Source organism: Tsukamurella sp. DT100, from assembly GCF_049844855.1.
Lineage (GTDB): Bacteria > Actinomycetota > Actinomycetes > Mycobacteriales > Mycobacteriaceae > Tsukamurella.
The window spans coordinates 186143-207304 of sequence record NZ_JBNCLV010000010.1 but is presented as its reverse complement, the minus strand read 5'-3'; the positions used below and the strand labels follow the sequence as shown (position 1 = coordinate 207304).

Below are 21162 nucleotides of genomic sequence, written 5' to 3'. Positions count from 1 at the left end.
AATTCTCACGAAATTTAACAGAGACGCACATCTTCGCTGAGTGTTTCTGTGATTATTCGTGCGAAATCGATCGGGGCACGTGGTCGGGCGCGCGATACCCTCCGGACATGCGCATCGTCGTCTCCGGCACCCACGCGAGTGGGAAAAGCACTCTGATCACGGACTTCGCCGCCGTGCGGCCCGGGTACGAGGTGCTCCCCGACCCGTTCGAGGAGCTCGAGGAGTCGGCGCTCGACCTCGATGCCGGAACGTTCTACTCCCAGCTCGTCCTGGCCGCCGCACGCTTGCGCGGACGTCGTCCCGGCGACCTCGTCATCGCCGAGCGCGGGCCGCTCGACCTGCTGGCCTACCTGCGGGCGCTGGACGACCTCGGGCGCCCGACGAGGTCGCCGGGCCTGCTCGACCGCGGCGCCGCCATCACCGCGCGGGCGATGGCCGCGGTGGACCTCCTCGTCGTCCTGCCGTTGCACCATCGCGATCCGATCGAGGTCGGTGACGACGAGGATCCCGAGCTGCGCCGCGCGACCGACGCCGCGCTGCTCGACCTCGCCGACGACCCCGCCCTCACCGGCGGCGCCCGCATCGTCGAACTCGCCGGGTCGCCCGCGGATCGCCTCGCCCGGCTCCTCGACGCCGCACCCTCGATCTGATCAGGCGAAGAACCGCGTCGCCGCGATCTCCGCACCCGGACCCGGCAGCAGCGTGTCCGCCTGCAGGTGCGCGCCGAAGTACGCGGCGTCGGGGTCGCGGACGACGGTGCGCGCGTCGCCCGCCTGGGCGAGCGCCCTGCGGACGAGCTCGTCGAGGGCGAAGACGTCCGGACCCGCGACCTCGGTACGGCCGCCGGCCGGCGCCGCGAGCGCGGCGCGCACGACGGCCGCGGCCACGTCGTCGGACGAGATCGGCTGGATGTTCGCGCCCGGCACGCGGACGACCCCGTCGACCTCCGAAGCGGCGGCGATACCCGGGACGAACTCGAAGAACTGCGTGGCCCGGACGATCGTGAACGGCATGTCGCCGGCCTCGATCAGCTCCTCCTGCGCGATCTTTCCGCGGAAGTAGCCGCTCTCCTCGAGCCGCTCGGTGCCCACGACCGACAGCGCCACGTAGTGGCCGACTCCGGCCGCCCGCGCCGCAGCGAGGAGGTTCGTCGTGGCACGGGTGAAGAACTCCAGCACAGCCGCGTCCTCGAACGACGGTGAGTTCGCGACGTCCACGACGCCGTCGGCGCCCGCGAGCGCCGTGGCCAGCCCCTCGCCGGTCACGGCGTTCACGCCGGTGCTCGGGGCACCCGCGACCGCCTCGTGCCCCGCCGCGGCCAGTCCCGCCACCACCTTCGACCCGATCAGCCCGGTACCGCCGATCACCACGAACTTCGCCATGTCCTCGTCCTCTCGATCCGGCCCGAACCGTTCGGGCCTCCACACCAAGGACCGAACGGCGCGGCGATCTGTGACCGTCAGGCGAAATCGGCCAGCTTTTCGGGGTTCATGACCCACATCAGGCGCGTCAGGCCGGCGTCCGAGGCCGTCGGGCAGAGCAGCGCCACGGGCGCACCGTCGACGCTGAAGAGCGCGCCCGGCAGACCGTTGACCTCGACTATCCGCGCGGACGCGTCGGACATGAAGCGCGCGGAGAAGCCGGCGACGAAGCGCGCAACCGCGTTGTCCCCGACCACCGGGCGACGCCCGGCCCGACGCGCGCCGCCACCGTCGGTCTCGCTGACCACGTCGGCCACGAGCACGGCCTCGAGGCCCGCGACGTCGCCGGCGTGCGCCGCGGCGAGGAAGGCGTCGAGCAGCGCACGGACCCGCTCGCGGGTGGCGGTGGTGCGCCGCTCGCCCGCGACCTGGGTGCGGGCGCGGCTGACCAGCTTCCGCACGGCGGGCTCCCGCATCTGGAGGATCTCCGCGATCCGCGGGTAGGGGTGCTCGAAGGCCTCGCGGAGTACGTACGCGGCGCGCGCCTCGGGCGAGAGCCGCTGCAGTACGTGCACCACGGCGAGCTCCAGGGCCTCCGCCCGCTCGGCTCCCAGCGCGGGGTCCTCGGCCGTGTCGACCGGCGTCGGGAACCACTCCCCGACGTACTGCTCGCGCCGCGCCCGCGCCGACTGCGCCAGGTTGAGCGCGAGGCGGGTCACCGTCACCACCAGGAACGCCTCGGGATCGCGGACGGAACCGTCGTCGGCGCCGCGCCAGCGCAGCCACGCGTCCTGCACCACGTCCTCGGCGTCGGGCGCCGACGCGAGCACCCGGTACGCCACCCCGAACAGGCGGGGCCGCAGCGCCTCGAAGACGCCGTCCCGATCGCTCACCGCCGGACGGCTAGGCCAGGTCGTCCTGGCGCATCAGCTGCCGGGCGGCCTCGGTGACCGAGCCGGACAGCGACGGATACACGGAGAAGGTCTGCGCCACGTCGTCGACCGTGAGGCCGTTCTGCACCGCGACGGTGAGCGGCAGGATCAACTCGGAGGCGTTGGGCGCCACCACGACTCCGCCGATGACCAATCCCGTGTTGGGGCGGCAGAAGATCTTGACGAAGCCGCGCTTGAGGCCGGACATCTTGGCGCGCGGGTTCGTCGCGAGCGGCAGCATGACGGTGCGGGCCTGGTACGTCCCGTCGTCGATCGCGGCCTGCGAGACGCCGACGGTGGCGATCTCCGGGCGGGTGAAGATCGCCGACGAGACGGTCTTGAGCTTCACGGGCGAGACACCCTCGCCGAGCGCGTGGTACATCGCGACGCGGCCCTGCATCGCGGCGACGGAGGCCAGCGGCAGCACGCCGGTGCAGTCGCCGGCGGCGTAGATGCCGGGCACCTTGGTCCGCGAGACCCGGTCGACGGGGATGTAGCCGCCCTTGTTCAGCTCGATGCCCACGTCCTCGAGGCCGATGCCCGCGGTGTTCGGAATCGAGCCGACGGTCATGAGGCAGTGCGAGCCCTCGACGGTGCGGCCGTCGGTCAGGCGCACGACGACGCCGGTCTCCGTGCGCTCCACCTTGTCGGCGTAGGCGCGCTTGACCAGCGACACGCCGCGGTCGAGCAGCGCGTCCTCCAGCACCAGGGCGGCGTCCTCGTCCTCGTGCGGGAGCACGCGGTCGCGGGAGCTGACGAGGGTGACCTTGATGCCGAGCTCGGTGTAGGCGTGCACGAACTCCGCGCCGGTGACGCCGGAGCCGACGACCACGAGGTGCGTCGGGAGCTCCTCGAGGTCGTACAGCTGCCGCCAGGTGAGGATCTTCTCGCCGTCGGGCTGCGCGGACTCCAGCACGCGGGGCGAGGCGCCCGTGGCGACGAGCACCACGTCGGCCTCGAAGGACTGCTCGCCGCCGGACGGGGTCACGACGTTCACCTCGTGATGGGCCATGCCCGACGCCGTGGGTGCAAGGGTCGCGCGGCCGCGGATGATCCGCACGCCCTCCCCCGCGAGGCGGGCGCGGATGTCGGCCGACTGCGCCGTCGCCAGGTCCTTGACGCGCGCGTTGATCCGCTCGACGTCGATCTCGACGCGCTCGAAGTGCAGCTCGATGCCCAGGTCGACGGCACGCCGGGTCTCGGTGCGGATGCCGGTCGAGGCGATGAAGGTCTTCGACGGGACGCAGTCGTACAGGACGCAGGCCCCACCGATCCCGTCGGACTCGATCACCGTGACGTCGCCGCCGTGCGCCACCGCCACCAGTGCTGCTTCGTACCCCGCCGGACCGCCGCCGATGATCACGATGTTCGTCATGGCTGCAACGCTATCGTCCGCGGCCACGCCGCGTGCGGGCACCGTCGCACCAGCGACGTTCTCCCGGACCGGCGCGCTAGAGTCTGACCTGTGCCGATCTACGCCGCCTACGGCTCCAACATGCACCCCGACCAGATGGCCGAGCGCGCCCCGCACTCGCCGATGTCCGGTACGGGGTGGTTGCACGGCTGGCGCCTGACCTTCTCGGGCGAGGACATCGGGTGGGAGGGTGCGCTCGCGACCGTCACCGAGGACCCGTCGGATCCCGACGCCAAGGTCTTCGTGGTGCTCTACGACGTGACCAGCGACGACGAGGTCTCCCTCGACCGGTGGGAGGGCTCGGAGCTCGGCATCCACGTCAAGCTCAAGGTGCGCGTCGAGCTCACCGGCGGCGGCTCCACCCTGGCTTGGCTGTACGTGGTCGACGCCTTCGAGGGCGGCCTCCCGTCGGCCCGCTACCTGGGCGTCATGGCCGACGCCGCGTACATCGCCGGCGCCCCCGAGGAGTACGTCCTCGACATCCGCACCCGCGAGTCCCGCAACGTCGGCCCCGGCCCGGGCGCCTCCGCCGACGGCCCGGAATAGAACCGCTCAGGCGGCCTCCGGCCCGCAACCCGCCGGCGCCGGCTCGATCGCGGCCGCCAGCCGTCGCAACGCCCGGGCCAGCCCGGGACGCAGGCCCCGTCGCCCGGGTGCGACGGTGCGCCCCACCCGGTTCCGCCGCGCCCGGTCCAGCGCCGAACGGTCGTGCGCGTCCGCCATGCGGGCGTAGACTGCTGCCGTCGGAGGATCCGCCGTCAGGTTCCAGTGCTCTCGGTATTCGCTCATATCCCGAGCACACACGAACCCCGTCGCGGGTTCCAATGAATTAGGTGGCGCCTACATGTTGACCTACCTGTTGGACGTCGGCGATCTGGCCGACGCCCGCTTCGTGGTGTCGCCGCTCAACGAGACCGTCCTGAGCCTGTTCCACCTGAACAAGGTCTACGACACCGCGCACCACCTCACGGGGTGGCGATGCGAGGCGAACGCCCGCCGGGGCGAGTACGACCGCGACCTGATCGACGCGCTGGTCTCGCCGTCGGGCAAGCAGATCCCCGACTTCCTCACCCCGGTGACCGCACAGGCCGACGTCCGGCCGACGTTCGACGCGCACCTCGACGCGGTCCGCGGCACGGACGCGCGGACGGCGCGCGCCGAGCTGGTCGAACTGGCGGAGGGCACGGTACCGTCAGAGCCCCTGGCGCGCCTGATCGCCCTGGACGACCCCGCACCGGTCATCGCCGATGCCCTGGCCGCCTACCACCGCGCGGCCGTCGCTCCCGTGTGGCCGGCGGTGCAGCGGATCCTGGAGTCCGACGTCGTCTTCCGCGGCCGCGAGCTCGCCGTCGGCGGGCCCACCCGGCTCTTCGAATCACTGAGCCCGCGCGTGGAATGGCGTCGTACCGGGGAGCTGAGCGTGGACATGTCGTGCTCAGTGGTCGCGGGCGAGGTCCGCTCCCCCGGTCTCGGTCTGACCCTGATGCCGAGCGTCTTCACCACCAGGATCACCACCGCGCACGATCCGACCCGCACCGCGCCGAACATCGGTTACCCCGCCCGGGGGTCGGCGACGCTCGCGGAATCCGTTCCTCCGGTCGCCGACGACGCGCTCCGCAGGCTGATCGGCACCGCGAAGGCGGACCTCCTCGCGGTACTGGCCGAGCCCGCCGCAGTGGTCGATCTCGCCGCCGCACTGGGGATCTCGCCGTCGGCCGTGTCGCAGAGCCTGAAAGTCCTGGGCGCCAGCGGAATCGTCGAGAGTTCGCGGTACGGACGTCGGGTCCTGTACCGCCGCACCTCCCTCGGCGACGCGCTCGTGCAGGGCGACGGCTGATCGCGCCATCGCGGCGACCAGGATGGCGAGGATCAGGACGACGGGCCGATCACCGGCAAGTTCGAAACCGATCGCCGGGCAGACGAGCCGGCATCGACGACTCTCGGATTCTGTCCGTCCCGGACACCCTGTCCGATCCGGACAGAATTCGAGAGTCCGTTCGCCGCACTGCCGTCGCCACGACGGGCCCGCGCCGGCGCGGGTGTGGCCGGGGCCGACCGCGATCAGCGACCGGAGGCGAAGACCACGTTCGTGAAGACCTTCACGCCCATCTCGAGTGCGCGCTCGTCGAGCACGAAATCGGGCTGGTGCAAGTCGTACTGGCGGCCCTCGCCGGACCAGACGCCCAGCCGTGCCATCGCGCCGGGCGACTCCTCCAGGTACCAGGAGAAGTCCTCGCCGCCGCCGGACTGCGGGGTGTCGACCACCCCGTCGGGCGAGACGGCGCGCGCGGCGTCGGCGAGGCGGGTGGCGGCCAAGTGGTCGTTGATGACCGGGGGGACGCCGCGGGTGTAGTTGACCTCGTGCTTGATCCGCAGCGGCGCGAGCAGCTCGGCGATGATCTCGCGCACGAGCGGCTCCAGCGACTCCCAGATCTGATGCTCGCCGGTGCGGACGGTGCCGTGCAGCGCGCCGATCTGTGGGATCGCGTTCGGCGCGGATCCGGCGTTCGCCGCGCCCCACACCATGATCGTGCCGGAGCGGGGGTCCACGCGGCGCGACAGCACGCCGGGGAGCCCGGTGATGACGGTGCCCATGGCGTAGATCAGGTCGCTGGTCAGGTGCGGCCGCGAGGTGTGCCCGCCGGGCGAGTGCAGGATGACCTCGACGTGGTCGGCGGCGGAGGTGATGGCGCCGGAGCGGACGCCGATCCGTCCCACCTCGACGCGGGGATCGCAGTGCAGCGCGTAGATGCGGGAGACCCCCTGCATCACCTCGTCGCGCACCGCCGAGAGCGCGCCGCCCGGCATGACCTCCTCGGCAGGCTGGAAGATCAGGCGCACGCCCACTGGCAGCCGGCCCGCGCGGTCCAGCTCGGCCAGGGCGAGGCCGGTGCCCAGCAGGATCGAGGTGTGCGCGTCATGACCGCACGCGTGCGAGACGCCGGCCGACGTGGATCGGAAGTCGAGGCCGGTGGCCTCGTGGATCGGCAGCGCGTCCATGTCGGCGCGCAGGGCGACGCGCTCCCCGCCGGTGGGTCCGAGGTCGCAGATCAGGCCGGTGGTCGAGAGCTTGCGGGGGTGCAGGCCCGCGGCGGTCAACGCCTCGAAGACGACGTTCGTGGTGCGCTGCTCGCGCCAGGACAGCTCGGGGTGGGCGTGCAGGTCGCGCCGGAACTCGCGGAGCCAGTCGCCCTTGCGCTGCAACCACTGGTCGACGTAGGCGGCCCTCGAGAGATCCTCGCCCGCACTTCCGCTCGCCGTGCCGCTCACCGTCCGCCTCCATCGCTGCCGCGTCGCCCGGCCCCGGTCAGCAGCCGCGCGCGCTCGTCCTCGTCCTCTGCGACCGCAGCGAAGGCTGCGGCCAGGGCCAGCGCACCATCGCGCACGGCCCGATCGGCGGATTCGGTGGCGGCGGCGGCCGTGAACTCCGGCTGATGGGTCACGGCCCCGTCGGTCTCGAGGCCGATCAGCGGATGGATCGACGGTACAGCGTGGCTCACATTGCCCATGTCGGTACTCCCCAACGGCACCAGCCGCTCGAACTCCGGAGCCACCGGTTCCCGGCCGATCGCGACCGCCGCGGCGCGGTACGCGACGGCGAGGGCACCGTCGCTGCGCAGCTCGGTGTAGGCGGGCGAGACCTCGCCGACCTCGTGCGTGCAGCCGGCCGCCAGCGCGCCTGCGGCGAAGCAGTCGCCCGCGCGGACGGCGAGCCGCTCCAGCGACTCCGCGTCGTCGGCGCGCAGGTAGTAGAGCAGCTCGGACGCGGCGGGCACCACGTTGGGCGCGGTCCCGCCGTCGCTGACGATGCCGTGCAGCTGTTGGCCCGGCTCGAGGTGCTGCCGCAGCAGGCCCAGCGCGACCTGCGCGACCGTCGCGGCGTCGCCCGCGTTGCGGCCGGCCCAGGGGGCCGCCGAGGCGTGCGCCTCGCGCCCCGTGAACCGGATCGCCAGGTCGGCCAGCGCCAGGGTGCGCGTGCGCACCACGTCGAACGGGGCGGGGTGCACCATGCCCGCGTAGGCGACACCGTCGAACGCGCCGCGCTGCAGCATGAGCACCTTGCCGCCCCCGGACTCCTCGGCGGGCGTGCCGTACACCTCGACGGTCAGGCCCAGCTCGTCCGCGACGGACGCGAGCGCGAGGCCGGCGCCGAGCCCCGCCGCGGCGATGATGTTGTGCCCGCAGGCGTGCCCGATGCCGGGCAGGGCGTCGTACTCGGCGAAGACGGCGACGCGCAGCGGCCCGCTGCCGGACCGTCCGACGAACGCGGTATCGAGGTCCGCGACGCGGCGCTCGACGGCGAAGCCGTGCCCCGCGAGGGCGTCGGCCAGCAGCGCCGACGCGAACCGCTCCTCGAAGGCCAGCTCGGGCCGGGCGTGGATCTCGTGGCTGACCGCGACCAGGTCGCCCCGCACGCGGTCGACGGTGCCGGTGAGCGCCTCCAGGACGGAGGTGACGCGACCGGTCACCGTCAGCCGAACTTGACTTCGGTCGTCGGAACGGCGAGGTCGGCGATGAGGTGCGTGTGCAGATCGTTCTTGATCTTGTTCAGCGTAGGGCCGTCGGCGGCGGCGTTCGCCGCCGCCCGGGCGGTCGCGGTCGGCAGCAGCTCGGCCTCCGAGACCGCCGCCTGCACGATGCCCGCAGCAACGGCGTCGGCGCCGCCGTAGCGACGTCCGGTGGTCATCGCCTCGACCGCCGTCTGGTACGGCAGACGGGAGCGCAGCAGGCTGGCCATGCCGACGGTGAAGCCCATCTTGAGGCTGACCTCGGGGAGGCAGAAGAAGCCGCGGTCGTCGCGCATCACGGCGAAGTCGCACGACAGTGCCAGCATGGCGCCGGCACCGAAGGCGTGGCCGTTGACGGCCGCGACGGTGGTCATCGGGAAGGTCAGCAGGCGGCTGAAGACCGTGTGCACGCGGTCCAGGTAGGTCGGCAACTCACCCGCGTTCGCCAGGATGTACATGACGTCCAGGCCGTTGGAGAAGAACTTGCCGGTGGCGGTCACCACCAGCGCGGCGGGCGACCCGGCCGCCTGCGCCTCGATCTCGTCGAGACGGGCGTGCACTGCGTCGACCCAGTCCGGGGAGAAGCGGTTCTCCGGGTTGGTCTCCGAGAGCTCGACGCCCTCATCGCCCAGGAACAGAGTGAAGACGTCGTCGGTGCGCGTGACGTAAGGCATGGGCATCACGATAGCGGCTAGCATCTGGGGCCATGGCGCAACTGCACGCGGCACGTGACTCCGGTATCGACGATCCCTCCGCTGCGGCCCGCGAGGCGGCCGCCGCACTGACCGCCGCGACGGGCGGTGAACCCTTCGACGTGGCGGTGGTGCTCGGCTCCGGCTGGGCCCCCGCGGCCGACGCGCTCACCGCGCGCGGCGCCGCCGTCGGGTCCGTGCCGATGGCGGATCTCCCTCACTTCGCGCCGCCCAGTGCGGCCGGCCACAAGGGCACGGCCTCGGCGGTCGTCGTCGGCGGCAAGCGGGTCCTGGTGCTGCTGGGCCGCACCCACGCCTACGAGGGCCACGACCTGTCGCGCGTCGTGCACCCCGTGCGCACGGCCTGCGCGGCCGGGGCGTCGACGGTGATCCTCACCAACGCCGCGGGCGGCCTGCGCGAGGGCATGTTCGTCGGCGAACCGGTGCTGATCGAGGACCACCTGAACCTCACCGCCCGCTCGCCGCTCGTGGGCGCGCAGTTCGTGAACCTGGTGGACGCGTACTCGGCGCAACTGCGCACGCTGGCCCGCACCGTCGACCCTTCGCTCAAGGAGGGCGTCTACGCCGGCCTCCCCGGCCCGCACTACGAGACCCCGGCCGAGATCCGCATGCTGCGCACCCTGGGTGCCGACCTGGTGGGCATGTCGACGGTGCACGAGACGATCGCCGCCCGCGCGGAGGACGCTGCGGTGCTGGGGATCTCGCTGGTGACCAACCTGGCGGCGGGCATCACCGGCGAGCCGCTGAACCACGAGGAGGTCCTCGAGGCCGGACGCGAGGCGGCGGCGCGGATGGGCGGCCTGCTCGCCGACGTGATCGAGGCGATGTAGATGGGCGCCGAGCTCGCGGCCGAAGTCCTCGCCTGGATCGAGGGCGATCCCGACCCGGCGACCCGCGCCGAACTCGAGGCGCTGAGCGGCGACGAGCTCGCCGAGCGCTTCGCCGCCCCGCTGTCCTTCGGCACCGCGGGCCTGCGGGGCCCGGTCCGCGGCGGACCGTCGGGCATGAACGTGGCGGTGGTGACCCGCACGACCTGGGCCCTCGGCGAGTGGCTGAAGGCGAAGTGCCTGGGCGGCGGCACCGTCGTCGTCGGGCGTGACGCGCGGCGCGGCTCCGAAGCCTTCTTCGCGGCCGCCACCGAGGTGCTCGCGGCGCAGGGCTTCGCCATGGTGGCGCTGCCCGAACCCGGCCCCACGCCGTGGGTCTCGTTCGCGACCAAGGCACTCGGCGCCGTCGCGGGCGTCCAGATCACGGCCTCGCACAACCCGCCCGCCGACAACGGCTACAAGGTCTACCTCGACGGCGGCGCCCAGCTGGTCTCCCCCGCCGACGCCGAGATCGAGAAGCTCATCGCCGCCGCGCCGCCCGCCACGGAGATCGCGCGGACGCCGGTGCCGGCCGATCCCCGCGCGACCGAGGTGGTCGCGGCGTATCTGGACCGCGTCTCCGCGCTGCGCCCGGCGCCCGCCGTGCCGCTGCGGATCGCGCTGACGCCGATGCACGGCGTGGGCGGGGAGGTCGCGGTGGAGGCCCTGCGCCGCAGTGGCTTCGACGACGTGCACGTGGTGGAGCAGCAGTTCGCCCCGGACGGCGAGTTCCCGACGGTGGCCTTCCCCAACCCCGAGGAGCCGGGCGCCTCCGACCTGCTGCTCGCCCTCGCGGAGCGGGTGGATGCGGACCTCGCGGTCGCCCTCGACCCCGACGCGGACCGGTGCGCCCTGGGCGCCCGCTTCGCCGACGGCTGGCGGATGCTCACCGGCGACGAGTCCGGCTCGCTGCTCGGCGCCCACCTGCTCGACGCGCCGCTGGACGGCGCACCGTCGGATCCCCTCGTGGCGACGACGATCGTCAGCTCCGAACTCCTGGGCGCGATCGCCGAGAGCCGCGGCGCGCGGTACGCGAGGACCCTGACCGGGTTCAAGAACCTCGTCCGGGCGGGCGACGGCCTGGTCTTCGCGTACGAGGAGGCGCTCGGCCTCTGCGTCGACCCGTCGACGGTGCGCGACAAGGACGGGATCTCCGCCGCGGTCGTCGCCGCCGGCTACGCGGCCGCGCTGAAGGCGCAGGGCAGCGGACTGCCGGACGCGCTGGACGCGTTGTACCGCCGGCACGGCGTGTACCTGTCGAGCCAGTACGCGCTGCGCGTGGACGACGTTGCGCGGATCGCCGCGATCATGGCCGCCCTGCGCGCCGACCCCCCTATTGAGGTTGCAAACACCGCCGTCGGCTGTGAGGATCTTCTGACGGCCCGCCCCGCGACGGACGCGCTGGTGTTCCGCGGCGACGGCGTCCGGGTCACCGTGCGGCCCTCCGGAACCGAGCCGAAGGCGAAGTTCTACCTGGAGGTGATCGAGCCGGTGACGATCGACAGCGACACGAGCGGCGCCGAGGCGCGCGCCCGACAGCGGCTCACCGCGGTGACCGACACGGTGCGTAAGTGGGCGGCCTTCGGGTGACCCGCCCAGTGCGCCCGGCCGATCCCGCACGCGGCCGGGTGATCGCGGCGGCGGTCGTGGTGGGGGTGCTCATCGTGGTCGCCGCCGCGGCGGCCGCGACCGCCTACGTCAGCGGCAAACGACCCACGGAGCCGGCCACGGCCGCCGCGCCGCCGTCCGGGCCGTCGAGCTCCGCGTCGGCCGCCCCGGCACCGTCGTCCGAGCAGCCGGGCACACCCGCGCCGCCCGCACCGTCGATCCCCGGGACCGATGCCCTCGGCTTCCTGGGGACCCCCGCGCGCTGCGCCGACGGCGACGCCGCCCGGATGATGGTCCTCACCGCCACCTCGCAGGCCGTCGTCTGCGATCGCGCGGGCGCACTGTACTACGCGGGCTGGCGCGTCGACACCGGTACCGGGACGCGCATCGAGGGCGTGCTGCCCGCGGGCCCCGGCTGGGTCGCCCGCGCCCCGGACGCGACGATCAACATCACGCCCGCCGGGCTGGTGATCAGCACCCCGTCGGGCGAGTTCACCGAGCCGGCGACGGGATTCTGGGCGGCCCCGTAGCCGGCCGCCGATCCGTGACTCAGGTCCAGCGCGGGCCGAACTGGCGGTCGCCGGCGTCGCCGAGGCCGGGCACGATGTAGGCGTTCTCGTTCAGCCCCCGGTCGACGGTGGCCGTGACCAGGCGGACGGGGTGGCCGCAGTCGGCGAGCGCCTGCACACCCTCGGGCGCGGCGACGACGCACACCGCGGTCACGTCGGTCGCGCCGCGCTGCGCGAGCAGGCTCAGCGTCTCCACCATCGAGCCGCCGGTCGCGAGCATCGGGTCGAGCACGAAGACGGGGCGCCCCGCGAGATCGGCGGGCAGCGACTGGAAGTAGGGCTCGGGGACGTGCGTCTCCTCGTTGCGGCCCATGCCGACGAAGCCCACCTGGGACTCCGGCAACATCGCGTGCGCCTGGTCGACCATGCCGAGGCCGGCGCGCAGCACCGGCACCAGCAGCGGCGGCTTCGCGAGCGCGGCGCCGTCGGTGTCCTCGAGCGGGGTGGTCACCGTGACGGCGGCGACGGCGGCGTCGCGCATGGCCTCGTAGACCAGCATCTGGGTGAGCTCCTTCAGCGCTGCGCGGAAGGAGGCGTTGTCGGTGGCCTCCGCGCGGAGCGCGGTGAGGCGGACGGCGGCCAGGGGGTGGTCGACCACGGTGATCTGCATGCGGTCAGCGTATCGGGAACCGCTCGGGCCCCTGAGGCGTCCAATCAATGAGGGGGTATTGCGATGGAACCGTTTCTGATGACGACGAGCGCGGTGACGGCGGCGGGGACCGAACTGGGCTCGCTGGCCGCGTCGGTGGCGGGGGCCGCGGGAACGGGCGCCGTCTCGGCCGCGGCGCTCACACCGGTCTTCGGGCTGATCGGCGGCGACTACCTGGCCGAGCTGCTGGGCGCCGTCACGGCGACCGATGCCGAGGTGACGCGCCTGGCCGCGTTCTACACCTCGGCCTCCGCCGGCGCGGCGCGGACGGTGGCCTCGGCGGTCGCCACGGACGGGGGCGGCGCGGGGGCGCTGCTCGGGTTGCTGGGTGCGTCGTGAGCGGCATCGTCGCGGCGCTGGCGGCGCCGCTGCGGGCCCTGCTCGACACGTTCGGCACCGGCGACCTCTCGGTCGCGGGGGTCGACGCGGCGATCCGGGCGGTGGAGGCCGAACTGGCCCGGGTCAGCGCGCAGACGGATTCGGCGACGGTCAGCGTCGGCAGCGCGTGGACGGGCGTGGATGCGACGACCGCGCAGCGCACGATCGGCACCGGCGGCACCGCCGCGGCGGCCCTGTCGCAGCACAGCGGCGCGATCCGCGAGTCGGTGACGACCGCCGCCGGGGTGGTGAGCAAGGGCCGCACGCGGCTGCAGGCCGTCCTCGATTCCTTCGTGAGCAAGGCCGAGGCCGCGAATCCGACGCTGCTCAACCCCACCGGGCTGATCGCGGTGCTCACGCTGGCGGCCGATCACCTGCAGCAGGCGCTCGACGTACTGCGGTCCGTACGCGACAAGCTCGACGGCGAGACCGGCACGGTCTCCGGGCTGGCGGAGAGCACCCCGGCCGCGCCCGCCACCGTCGACGGCGGTGCGGCGACGACGCCCGCCTCGACGACCGCGACCACGACCCCGTCGACCTCCTCCCCGACCGGCACCGGCTCGGGGTCCGGAGGCGGCTCGGGCGGCGGAGCCTCCCCCGTCAGCGGGCTCACCTCCGCGCTCACGTCCGCGAACCGGGGCGGCTCGGGCTCGGGCCGCGGTTCGAAGACGCAGACGGCGTCGGCGTCCCGACGGTCCGGGGCGACGGTGACCGCCGACGGCAAGGGCGGCTACGACGTGCGCCTGCCCGACGGCACGGTGGTGAAGGCCCCGAACGCGAAGGCCGCCGCCGCGGTGCAGGCCGCGCTCACGCAGCTGGGCGTGCCCTACTCGTGGGGCGGGACGACGCCCGGAGTCGGCCTGGACTGCAGCGGGTTCACGCAATGGGCCTACCGGCAGGCGGGCATGGAGCTGCCGCGGCTCGCCAACGAGCAGGGCGTCGGCGCCGCGGTCAGCGCGGGCCAGTTGCAGCCCGGCGACCTCGCGGTGTGGGAGGGCCACGTCGCGATGGTCATCGGCGACGGACGCATGGTGGAGGCTAACTGTTCAGATAGGTTCAGTTTCCACGGACGGTTCTGAGCTCATACGTCCGTTTCGCGGAGCACATCAGTGTATGGTTCCGCTCACGCGCGGGGGGCGCTTGTGGTCCTCGTCGCACCCATCCCGAGAAACGAGGACCCGATGACCGACCAGCCGCAGCAGCCCTACCCTGGCCAGCCATACGCCGGCCAGCCCTACCCGCCCCAGCAGCCCCCGAAGAAGCGCAAGAAGTGGCCGTGGATCCTCCTCGCCATCTTCGTAGTGATCATCGCCATGTTCGGCGGATGCGCCGCCCTCATCGGCGGCGCCGCCAAATCCATCGACGACGAATCCAAGTCCGTGGTCAGCGTCACCTACAAGGTCACCGGGCCCGCAACCGGCGCGCTGATCACCTACACGATCAACGACAACATCACCCAGGACAACGACGTCGCACTCCCGTGGGAGAAGAAGACCGACGTTACCGGCCTCGCCAAGACCGTCACCCTCTCCGCGACCAACGGCATGAACGACACCGGCAAGATCACCTGCCAGGTCCTCGTCGACGGCAAGGTCATCATCGAGAACACCGCCAGCGGCACAGGCGCCTCGGCGTCCTGCTCAGGCAGCGTCAGCAAGAAGTAGCATCGCCGCCACAGCGGCCCCGACCTTCTCACCGAGGTCGGGGCCGCTCCGCGTTCGCGCCTACTTCGGCCAGTACCGCCAGTCGATACGCAGGCGGTCCGGCTCCCCCGCGACCTTCGCCTTCACGTCGATCCGGCGCACCAGCACGTCGATCACCTCGCGGCGGGCATCCATCGAGGCGGCCTCCCACCAGCTCGCGATCTTCATCACCGACGGCTCCGGCACATCCGTCAGCACCTCGCGGGCCCGCACACGGCCGGTCGCCGCGTCAAGGTTCTCGGCGAGGGTCTGCGACGCCGCGACGAACGCGACCTCGTCGACCTCGAGGTCGCCGTAGCTCTTGCCGAGCGCGCGCTGCCGCGCCTCGTACTGGGCGATGAGCTTCCGGTCCTCGTCCATGCCGGCCACCGCGATCGCCGTGGCGAGGTCCTCGCGGAGTCGGGTGTCGACGAGCCGCGCGAGGACGTGGCGGGTCACCTCGGCGTCGGCGGTGTCGAGGACGATCGACCGGCGGTTGCACCATCCGCCACCCGAGGAGCGGCACTGGTACACGGCCGGGCGGGCGCCCTTCTGCTGCGGCGACGTGCCGTACATGGGGCCGCCGCACTCGCAGCGCAGAATCCCGCCGGCGAGCAGCGGCCGGGTCTTCGGGTCCTTCGGGGCGATGAACTTCTGCCGCTCGGGGTCAGCGAAGATGCCGCGGACCTTCTGCCACACGTCATCGTCGAGGATCGGCTCGTTGTCGGCGTCGACGAGCTCGCCGCCCTTCTCCCGCTTACCCACGATGCGGGGGTTGAGCAGGGCCTGCTTGATGGTGCTGCGCCGCCAGGGCTTGCCAGACACCGTCTGGATGCCGCGGTCGTTGAGGTCGTCGATGAGCGGGAGGAAGGGCTCGCCGCGGGCGACCCAGTCAGCCATGTAGCGGAGCTGGTCAGCCTCGTCGTCGATGATGGTGCCGTCGCGGTTCCAGCCGTAGGGTCTCACGCCGAGTATTCTACCCTCGGCAACTAGTTCTTGGGTTCGCGGCGTGGTTGTGGCGCGGCGGCGCGGATCGCTTCGATGATCCGGGCGTCCTTCTCCGGCGCGAGCGGCGCCCCACGACCGCGGCCGGCCAGCGCGAGGGCGTACCAGCCACGGAGGCGAGTGAGGGCGTAGCGAACGAAGCTCATACCTATTGGACGCACCAGCTCGGCATTCGGTTCCCGGTATCTTCGGCTCGTGTTGTGGACGGTGGTCATCTTCTCGCAGATCCCGGGCGACACCCCTGTCGTCAGTTCCAGCGCGGCTCTGCCGGAGCAGGCGGCGCGGGCAGGTGGCACCGCGATGCTGGAGGCCCGCGGCGTCCCATCGGACGCGGTGGAGCGGTGGCGGCGCGCCCCCGCAGGCGAGGTGCTGCGCGCCGGGATGCTGACGTTCGGGATGGTGCCGACACCCCACCCGGGGGAGGCGTCCGACGCGATCGGCGAGTGGGTCGCCGAACACATGTGGTGACCTGGACTTGTCGGTGGTCGGTCGTACCGTCGCGCTCATGAGCGAGATCGAGGAAACGTACGAGTTCGGCGACGTGGTGCTGGTGCGCGGGCAGCGGCGGATGGTGCTCCGCGAGCGCCGGTATGGGCTGGAGGACTACGTGGTGATCGCCGCGGGCGGCGGCGGAGAGTCGATGATCCAGAAATCCCAGGTCACCCGAGTTCCGGCTATCCGTGCCCGAGCCACTCCCGCAGCTCCACAGGGACAGCTGGAAGGGGATGCTCAGGGTCTAGGTCTCGAAGGGCGAGTATCACGCGCCGGGTGTATCCGAGGAGCAGGAAGAACCGCGCCTTCGTCTCGGTGACCTCGCGCTCGAGGTTTTCCACGTCGCGGCGGAGGTCGGCGATCGCGCGGTCCTGCCGTTCGGCGCGCTCGTCCGCGCGCCGCGCGTCGGCGGCGCACTGCTCCACCAGGTCGTCGTACCGCTTGTCCATCCGGGCGATGACCTTGTCGTCGAGCAGCTCCGACGGCGTCGGCTCGGCGGCAGCCGCGCGCGCCTCCTCCCGCTTCCGGGCCTTCCGGCCCTGCCACGCGCGGGCGCCAGCGCCGAGGAGACCCGGCAGGGTGGCGGCTTTCTCGGACCCGGCAGCGGGTACGAGACCGAGGACGATGAGCAGCACGATCAGCCACGCGGGGGCGCCGGCGGAGATCAGGGCTTCGAACATGCGTCGGCCTCCAGGTCGTCGGGCTGCTGCGCGTAGCCGAGTGCCATGCCGAGCTGTGCGAGCGCGAAGATCGTGACGATGCCGGGGCCGCGGATCCCGTCGAGCCACGGCTCACCGAGCACCGCGACCCACTGGCCGACGGCGAGGGCGACGTACGTGGAGCCTCCGACCCACAGGCCAGCGATCGCGACGCGGCGCCACAGGCCCAGGAACCCCACGAGCGCGAGCACGCCGGCCAGGACGCACATGGCGCCCCACGCGGGCATCGGCATCGCGCGCTCGATGATGGAGAGCTGCTGCGCGGTCTCGGCGCCCGGGAGCGCGTAGTCGAAGCCGCGGAGGATCGGTTCGATAGGGACGATGCTGACGACGGCGTAGCGCGCGGCTCGCGGCAGGAGCGGCACCCACGAGCCGCGCCGGATCACGACTTGCCCCGCGGCGTGTGCGCCAGCGCGAGGACTCCGCCGCCGCCGAGCAGCGCGGCCTGGGCCACGATGAGCCAGAGGTCGGCCTGCTGCTGCGTCGCCAGCCCGTAGAGCACGGCGAGCGGTGCCAGGGCCGCGAGCACGCCGTAGATCACCCGACGCCGAGCCGGAGTGAGCCACGCGAGCGGCTGCGGCGTCGGCTGCTCGGGTGCGTTGTGCTCGGCCATCACTTCGCCGCCTTCGTGTCGCTGGCCCCGGGCACGCCGTTCTTCGCGGCGGTCGCCGCGGTCAGGTCGTACAGGGTGCGGTTGCCGCCCTGCTTGAACCCGCCGTACTCGCCCGCGTCCCGGCCGCCGGTGAGCTGCTGGCGGATGTCCTTCACGTCCGACCCGATCGGGCCGACGAACGTCTGCAGGCACTCGTAGATGAGCTCCCGCACCTCGTCCTTGGTTGCCATGTCCAACCAGTCCTTCCCCGGCAGCAGCCGGTCTCCGAGCGCGCGGCAGCGGTTCCACCGCGCGCGCCTGTCGTTGATGCCGTTGAGGCCGCCGTTGATCGCGCGGGTCACGCCGTCGAGATCGCCGCGGTCGCACATCGCGTTGATGCCCGGGCGAGCGACGGTCCAGTACCAGGACGCGGCAAGGAACCCGAGCCGCGGGTCGGAGCGCACCAGCTCGGGCCGCTCGACGAGCAGAGTCGGCGACGCGATGTGCCCGTGGTCGTACGCCCACCGCGAGAACAGGGTGAAGTTGTGGCGCCCGGTCAGCTGGATCGGGCCGGAACCTTTGAACCGGCGGCCGTCGCCCGGCTGAGTGTTCCCGAGGTCGGCGCGGCCCTCGTACTGCGAGCCGTCGGCGATCTCCTCCATGTAGACCAGGCCGGCGGACTCGTGGCCGATCTGCGCGGCGAACATCGCGGCGCGATTCGCGTTCGTGATCTCGGCAGCCTCCATGGCTACGACGTAGCCGGGAAGCATTTCGGTGGCTCGCGCTAGGCTGCAACTCATCGCCTGCGCCAGGGTCGCAGCGTCGATCCCCGTAGGGGGCTCCGGCGCGGGCGGCGTGTCACCGGGGTAGCTCGCGGCCGCGAGCTTGTCCTTCCAGTCCTGCTTGCCCTCCGGGCCGCCGTACGCGCGCGGCCAGAACGAGACGTGGCAGTGCGGCGCGACGCCGCCGTTCGTCGAGCTGTTCGGGTTCACGTAGCCGATGCGCTGGCCGGCGGCCACGGTCTGGCCGACGCCAACCTGGCGCACGATGTGCCCGTACTCGAAGCACCCCGAACCCTGCTCGTCCGTGCTGTCGATCACAAGCCAGCCTGCAGGATCCGGGCCGCCGTAGCCCTGCGCCGCACCGGCCTTAATGACGGTGCCCGCCTGTACCGCGTACACGGCGCGCCCGGCCGAGCCGCCCGGCCATCCGAAGTCGATCCCCGTGTGGAAGCCGCCGTCGCGCGGCCCGAACGGCGACGTCACCATGCAACCGCGGTCGAGCGGCCAGTACCGAGTTGTCACAGGACACCACTCCCATACGCGCTGTCGAAGAACATGTCCCGCGCCATCTGCTGGACGTAGGTGTAGGTCGTGCCGGGGAAGTTCCGCGCCCCGTACGCGGTGTGCACCTTCGGATAGCCGGTGGCCTCCGCGAGGCTGTTGGCCGCGATATGCGGGAGCTGCGGCAGCACCTTCGCCAGATCGCCACGAGCGAAGAACCGGGCCCAGAACGGCGCGTTCTGCCACGCTCCGCCCTTGACCTTCTCCAGCGTCTCGGCAGCCCAGGTGTGCACGCCCTGCGGCCCGGCGATCGAGAACCACTCCGAGACGTCGGCGAAGTCCCGCACGAGCGAGCCGGGAGAGCAGTCGGTGATGACGTCGCCGGGGATGCTGTACCAGCGGGCACGCCCGACGCGGTGCTGGCCGCCGACGCCGAACCCGCGGAACTCGTGCTGATCGGACTGCGCCCGGTACCCGGGGTCGCGGACCTGCCCGGTGCGATTCGCGCCTGCGGGTCGCAGCGGGTCGCTGAGCAGGTATCCGCACGGCACGTACGGAGACTCGTCCGCCGCGATGTTCGCGGACGCCGCGCCCTGGCTGTAGCCCGCGACGAACGGGATCAGGCCGCGGCGGCGCACCAGGTCGATCGTCGCGTGCGCCCGCTGCACGCCGTCGGCGCGCGACTCCCCGTAGGAGTTGGGGTTGGCGTACTGCGCGAGATACCGAGGCGTCCAGTGCTCGAACCGGCCCGGCGCGAGCCGGTCCAGCTCGTCAGCGACACCACGCAGCATCCCGAGCGGCTTCCGCGCGTCGGCGGGGAACGGCTCGTTGGTGCCGACCAGCCAGATCGCAGCGTGGGTAGCGGCCACCGGGATCACCTCATCGAGTGAGAAGGTGCCCGGCCCAACGCCAGCAGCTTGTTCACCCCAAGGGTATCGCGCTCAGGATCGGTAGACCGCCCAGGCGCGGCCGATCGAGCCCGCTCCGCCTGCGCTCCCGAAGAACGGAACGGCGTTGCCGCCCGCTCCAGCGCCGCCCGGAGCGTTGCCTGCAGCGCCCGCGGTCGTCTGCGCGCCGCCGCCGGTGAAGGTGCGGCCGTCGACTGTCCTGCTGCCTGCGCCCTGCCCGTCGCGGGTCGCTCCTGGGTTCTCGCCGGTACCGCCGGGCGCGGTGAGGGAGCCGCCGCCCTCCCAGGTGATCGTCGTTGCGCCGCCGGGGCCGCCCTTCGTCGGTGCGGCGCCGCCGGCTCCAGCGGTGCCCGCGCTGCCGATGGTCGCGGTGAGCACCGCGGGCACCCCGGTGAAGCCGCGCGAGATGGTGACGGAAGCGAACTGGCCCGCGGCGCCGCCGTACCCGGCCACCGCCCATCCGCCGCCGGTCCCGCCCACGCTTCCGCCGACGCCGATGACGTCGACGATCGTGGCGTTGTAGGGCACGATGTTCGCGCCGGCCGCGAGTTGCACGGTCGTCGCGGCCAGCGCGGGATACGCGACGAGCGCGGTCATCGCGGCCTTCACGCCGAACGTGGCGGCGAGGGTGAGGACCGCCGAGCACACCACCGTCATCGTCGCCGCGATCGGCACCCGCTGCCCGGTGGTCAGGGCCTCGGTGAGCTGCGCGGTCATGGCCGCGGTGGCACGGGCGGAGACGTCGCGGTCGTACCGCTGCGCCACGGCGGCCGAGAAACGGGCCATGCAGCCCATCACGGGCGCCGCGACGTACTGCTGCGCCAGGGCGGCGGTGAGCTGGCCGCGCGCGGCGAGGGTCGCGGCGTGCGCCATGCTCACCTCCACCTCGGCGGTGAGCTGCCCGACGGCGGCGAGCTCGGCCGCGAGGTTCATGCTCGCGGCGACGTCTGCGCCGAACTCCGCCCGCACAGCGAACTCGGCGAGGATGCGCCACCAGGCGGGCGGCGCGCAGACCTCCGCGCGGATCTGCGGGCGCGGGGCGACGGCGCGCGCGGCGGGCTGCCCGAGCAGCACGTCCGGAGCGCGCACGACAGAGAGCGCGGCGCGCACCGTCGAGGCGGCCAGCATGGCCCCAACGCGCGGCCGGGCCACGCCGATCCGCGCGGGTGCAGGCGCGGGCGCTGTGATCCGGACGGTGTGCACGGCCCGCGGGACGGTCACGGCGACCCGGGACGCGCTGGCGCCGCCCGTGGTGCGCGCCGTAGTGGGCACGCCCAGCGGCACCGTGCGCCGCCCGGGCCGAGGCAGCACGGACCGGGCCGCCTCGGCCCCGGCGGCGGCGCGCGCACCCGGCGCCGCGACCGAGACTCGCGCGGCCGTCGGCGCCGGACAGGGCACCGTGATCCGCGTGCACCCCATCGCG

26 protein-coding genes are annotated in these 21162 nt (G+C 72.9%); 10 read left to right on the top strand and 16 right to left on the bottom strand.

All coding sequences use genetic code 11. The annotated features are described in order from the left end of the window. Positions 1–107 precede the first annotated feature (107 nt). Positions 108–650, top strand: a complete 543-nt coding sequence (locus ACLQ3K_RS22360) for an AAA family ATPase (RefSeq protein WP_426001670.1) — start codon at positions 108–110, stop codon at positions 648–650. Here the strand turns inward: ACLQ3K_RS22360 and ACLQ3K_RS22355 are convergent, their stop codons facing one another. The 3 genes from ACLQ3K_RS22355 to ACLQ3K_RS22345 form a co-directional block, all read right to left on the bottom strand. After that, entirely contained in the window at positions 651–1382 is a 732-nt protein-coding gene (locus ACLQ3K_RS22355) for an SDR family oxidoreductase (RefSeq protein ID WP_426001669.1), read from the bottom strand. 77 nt (positions 1383–1459) lie between these two features. Beyond that, positions 1460–2314, bottom strand: a complete 855-nt coding sequence (locus ACLQ3K_RS22350; RefSeq protein ID WP_426001668.1) for a sigma-70 family RNA polymerase sigma factor — start codon at positions 2312–2314, stop codon at positions 1460–1462. 10 nt (positions 2315–2324) lie between these two features. After that, a complete protein-coding gene (locus ACLQ3K_RS22345) occupies positions 2325–3728 on the bottom strand; it encodes an NAD(P)H-quinone dehydrogenase (RefSeq protein WP_336671197.1) in 1404 nt (467 codons plus the stop codon). Between the two features lie 90 nt (positions 3729–3818). Between ACLQ3K_RS22345 and ACLQ3K_RS22340 the strand changes: the two genes are divergently transcribed. Beyond that, on the top strand, positions 3819–4313 hold the full coding sequence (locus ACLQ3K_RS22340) for a gamma-glutamylcyclotransferase (RefSeq protein ID WP_224649116.1): 495 nt from the start codon (positions 3819–3821) through the stop codon (positions 4311–4313). Positions 4314–4319: 6 nt separating this feature from the next. Here ACLQ3K_RS22340 and ACLQ3K_RS22335 read toward each other — a convergent pair whose 3' ends face one another. Beyond that, positions 4320–4556 carry a hypothetical protein gene (locus ACLQ3K_RS22335; protein WP_426001667.1) on the bottom strand — a complete coding sequence of 79 codons (237 nt, stop codon included), beginning with the start codon at positions 4554–4556 and terminating at the stop codon, positions 4320–4322. Positions 4557–4611: 55 nt separating this feature from the next. Here ACLQ3K_RS22335 and ACLQ3K_RS22330 point away from each other — a divergent pair, with 55 nt between their 5' ends. Next, complete coding sequence (locus ACLQ3K_RS22330; RefSeq protein WP_426001666.1) at positions 4612–5604, top strand: helix-turn-helix domain-containing protein; 993 nt, start codon at positions 4612–4614, stop codon at positions 5602–5604. 224 nt (positions 5605–5828) lie between these two features. On the opposite strand, the gene ACLQ3K_RS22325 is transcribed toward ACLQ3K_RS22330, so the two are convergent. The 3 genes from ACLQ3K_RS22325 to ACLQ3K_RS22315 are packed head-to-tail and all read right to left on the bottom strand — an operon-like array spanning position 5829 to position 8949. Next, positions 5829–7037, bottom strand: coding sequence for an amidohydrolase (locus ACLQ3K_RS22325; protein ID WP_426001665.1), 1209 nt, complete (start codon positions 7035–7037; stop codon positions 5829–5831). After that, entirely contained in the window at positions 7034–8236 is a 1203-nt protein-coding gene (locus ACLQ3K_RS22320) for an amidohydrolase (protein WP_426001664.1), read from the bottom strand. The genes ACLQ3K_RS22325 and ACLQ3K_RS22320 overlap by 4 nt, the downstream gene beginning before the upstream one ends. A 2-nt stretch (positions 8237–8238) precedes the next feature. Further along, on the bottom strand, positions 8239–8949 hold the full coding sequence (locus ACLQ3K_RS22315; RefSeq protein WP_426001663.1) for an enoyl-CoA hydratase/isomerase family protein: 711 nt from the start codon (positions 8947–8949) through the stop codon (positions 8239–8241). A gap of 32 nt (positions 8950–8981) precedes the next feature. Here ACLQ3K_RS22315 and ACLQ3K_RS22310 point away from each other — a divergent pair, with 32 nt between their 5' ends. Genes ACLQ3K_RS22310 through ACLQ3K_RS22300 form a run of 3 tightly spaced genes read left to right on the top strand, consistent with a single transcriptional unit; the run spans position 8982 to position 11992 of the window. Further along, positions 8982–9818 (top strand): purine-nucleoside phosphorylase, encoded by an 837-nt coding sequence (locus ACLQ3K_RS22310; protein ID WP_426001661.1) that lies wholly within the window; start codon positions 8982–8984, stop codon positions 9816–9818. Beyond that, positions 9819–11444: a phospho-sugar mutase gene (locus tag ACLQ3K_RS22305; RefSeq protein WP_426001660.1), complete on the top strand. Its 1626-nt coding sequence runs from the start codon at positions 9819–9821 to the stop codon at positions 11442–11444. Next, positions 11441–11992: a hypothetical protein gene (locus ACLQ3K_RS22300; RefSeq protein ID WP_426001659.1), complete on the top strand. Its 552-nt coding sequence runs from the start codon at positions 11441–11443 to the stop codon at positions 11990–11992. Before ACLQ3K_RS22305 ends, ACLQ3K_RS22300 begins: the two co-directional genes overlap by 4 nt. Before the next feature lie 19 nt (positions 11993–12011). On the opposite strand, the gene upp is transcribed toward ACLQ3K_RS22300, so the two are convergent. Beyond that, positions 12012–12641 carry a uracil phosphoribosyltransferase gene (gene upp / locus ACLQ3K_RS22295; protein WP_224649098.1) on the bottom strand — a complete coding sequence of 210 codons (630 nt, stop codon included), beginning with the start codon at positions 12639–12641 and terminating at the stop codon, positions 12012–12014. 63 nt (positions 12642–12704) lie between these two features. Between upp and ACLQ3K_RS22290 the strand changes: the two genes are divergently transcribed. The 3 genes from ACLQ3K_RS22290 (at position 12705) to ACLQ3K_RS22280 (ending at position 14722) form a co-directional block, all read left to right on the top strand. Continuing rightward, on the top strand, positions 12705–13019 hold the full coding sequence (locus ACLQ3K_RS22290) for a hypothetical protein (RefSeq protein WP_426001658.1): 315 nt from the start codon (positions 12705–12707) through the stop codon (positions 13017–13019). Beyond that, on the top strand, positions 13016–14137 hold the full coding sequence (locus ACLQ3K_RS22285) for a C40 family peptidase (RefSeq protein ID WP_426001657.1): 1122 nt from the start codon (positions 13016–13018) through the stop codon (positions 14135–14137). The genes ACLQ3K_RS22290 and ACLQ3K_RS22285 overlap by 4 nt, the downstream gene beginning before the upstream one ends. A 102-nt stretch (positions 14138–14239) precedes the next feature. Then, positions 14240–14722 carry an MmpS family transport accessory protein gene (locus ACLQ3K_RS22280; protein ID WP_426001656.1) on the top strand — a complete coding sequence of 161 codons (483 nt, stop codon included), beginning with the start codon at positions 14240–14242 and terminating at the stop codon, positions 14720–14722. Between the two features lie 60 nt (positions 14723–14782). Here the strand turns inward: ACLQ3K_RS22280 and ACLQ3K_RS22275 are convergent, their stop codons facing one another. Then, a complete protein-coding gene (locus ACLQ3K_RS22275) occupies positions 14783–15706 on the bottom strand; it encodes a recombinase family protein (protein ID WP_426001655.1) in 924 nt (307 codons plus the stop codon). A 23-nt stretch (positions 15707–15729) separates the two neighbouring features. Further along, positions 15730–15891 (bottom strand): hypothetical protein, encoded by a 162-nt coding sequence (locus tag ACLQ3K_RS22270; RefSeq protein WP_426001654.1) that lies wholly within the window; start codon positions 15889–15891, stop codon positions 15730–15732. Positions 15892–15940: 49 nt separating this feature from the next. Between ACLQ3K_RS22270 and ACLQ3K_RS22265 the strand changes: the two genes are divergently transcribed. Further along, a complete protein-coding gene (locus tag ACLQ3K_RS22265) occupies positions 15941–16213 on the top strand; it encodes a hypothetical protein (RefSeq protein WP_426001653.1) in 273 nt (90 codons plus the stop codon). A gap of 206 nt (positions 16214–16419) precedes the next feature. Here ACLQ3K_RS22265 and ACLQ3K_RS22260 read toward each other — a convergent pair whose 3' ends face one another. From ACLQ3K_RS22260 to ACLQ3K_RS22235, 6 genes are all read right to left on the bottom strand, one after another. After that, the gene (locus ACLQ3K_RS22260) at positions 16420–16917 is read right to left on the bottom strand and encodes a hypothetical protein (protein WP_426001651.1); all 498 of its coding nucleotides are present in this window, start codon (positions 16915–16917) and stop codon (positions 16420–16422) included. Beyond that, positions 16902–17342: a hypothetical protein gene (locus ACLQ3K_RS22255; protein WP_426001650.1), complete on the bottom strand. Its 441-nt coding sequence runs from the start codon at positions 17340–17342 to the stop codon at positions 16902–16904. The genes ACLQ3K_RS22260 and ACLQ3K_RS22255 overlap by 16 nt, the downstream gene beginning before the upstream one ends. Continuing rightward, complete coding sequence (locus ACLQ3K_RS22250; protein ID WP_426001649.1) at positions 17339–17569, bottom strand: phage holin; 231 nt, start codon at positions 17567–17569, stop codon at positions 17339–17341. The genes ACLQ3K_RS22255 and ACLQ3K_RS22250 overlap by 4 nt, the downstream gene beginning before the upstream one ends. Continuing rightward, positions 17569–18816: a peptidoglycan DD-metalloendopeptidase family protein gene (locus ACLQ3K_RS22245; RefSeq protein ID WP_426001648.1), complete on the bottom strand. Its 1248-nt coding sequence runs from the start codon at positions 18814–18816 to the stop codon at positions 17569–17571. The genes ACLQ3K_RS22250 and ACLQ3K_RS22245 overlap by 1 nt, the downstream gene beginning before the upstream one ends. A 32-nt stretch (positions 18817–18848) precedes the next feature. Next, the gene (locus ACLQ3K_RS22240; protein WP_426001647.1) at positions 18849–19700 is read right to left on the bottom strand and encodes a hypothetical protein; all 852 of its coding nucleotides are present in this window, start codon (positions 19698–19700) and stop codon (positions 18849–18851) included. A gap of 72 nt (positions 19701–19772) precedes the next feature. Then, positions 19773–21158, bottom strand: a complete 1386-nt coding sequence (locus ACLQ3K_RS22235; RefSeq protein WP_426001646.1) for a hypothetical protein — start codon at positions 21156–21158, stop codon at positions 19773–19775. Between the last annotated feature and the right edge of the window lie 4 nt (positions 21159–21162).

Excerpts from the sequence above, each read along its gene's own strand:
- ACLQ3K_RS22355 (WP_426001669.1), bottom strand. The coding sequence starts at position 1,382 with ATGGCGAAGTTCGTGGTGATCGGCGGTACCGGGCTGATCGGGTCGAAG.
- ACLQ3K_RS22335 (WP_426001667.1), bottom strand. The coding sequence starts at position 4,556 with ATGAGCGAATACCGAGAGCACTGGAACCTGACGGCGGATCCTCCGACG.
- ACLQ3K_RS22260 (WP_426001651.1), bottom strand. The coding sequence starts at position 16,917 with ATGTTCGAAGCCCTGATCTCCGCCGGCGCCCCCGCGTGGCTGATCGTG.
- ACLQ3K_RS22245 (WP_426001648.1), bottom strand. The coding sequence starts at position 18,816 with ATGGTGACGTCGCCGTTCGGGCCGCGCGACGGCGGCTTCCACACGGGG.
- upp (WP_224649098.1), bottom strand. The coding sequence starts at position 12,641 with ATGCAGATCACCGTGGTCGACCACCCCCTGGCCGCCGTCCGCCTCACC.
- ACLQ3K_RS22310 (WP_426001661.1), top strand. The coding sequence starts at position 8,982 with ATGGCGCAACTGCACGCGGCACGTGACTCCGGTATCGACGATCCCTCC.
- ACLQ3K_RS22250 (WP_426001649.1), bottom strand. The coding sequence starts at position 17,569 with ATGGCCGAGCACAACGCACCCGAGCAGCCGACGCCGCAGCCGCTCGCG.
- ACLQ3K_RS22290 (WP_426001658.1), top strand. The coding sequence starts at position 12,705 with ATGGAACCGTTTCTGATGACGACGAGCGCGGTGACGGCGGCGGGGACC.
- ACLQ3K_RS22280 (WP_426001656.1), top strand. The coding sequence starts at position 14,240 with ATGACCGACCAGCCGCAGCAGCCCTACCCTGGCCAGCCATACGCCGGC.
- ACLQ3K_RS22315 (WP_426001663.1), bottom strand. The coding sequence starts at position 8,949 with ATGCCTTACGTCACGCGCACCGACGACGTCTTCACTCTGTTCCTGGGC.
- ACLQ3K_RS22235 (WP_426001646.1), bottom strand. The coding sequence starts at position 21,158 with ATGGGGTGCACGCGGATCACGGTGCCCTGTCCGGCGCCGACGGCCGCG.
- ACLQ3K_RS22270 (WP_426001654.1), bottom strand. The coding sequence starts at position 15,891 with ATGAGCTTCGTTCGCTACGCCCTCACTCGCCTCCGTGGCTGGTACGCC.
- ACLQ3K_RS22305 (WP_426001660.1), top strand. The coding sequence starts at position 9,819 with ATGGGCGCCGAGCTCGCGGCCGAAGTCCTCGCCTGGATCGAGGGCGAT.
- ACLQ3K_RS22345 (WP_336671197.1), bottom strand. The coding sequence starts at position 3,728 with ATGACGAACATCGTGATCATCGGCGGCGGTCCGGCGGGGTACGAAGCA.
- ACLQ3K_RS22360 (WP_426001670.1), top strand. The coding sequence starts at position 108 with ATGCGCATCGTCGTCTCCGGCACCCACGCGAGTGGGAAAAGCACTCTG.
- ACLQ3K_RS22330 (WP_426001666.1), top strand. The coding sequence starts at position 4,612 with ATGTTGACCTACCTGTTGGACGTCGGCGATCTGGCCGACGCCCGCTTC.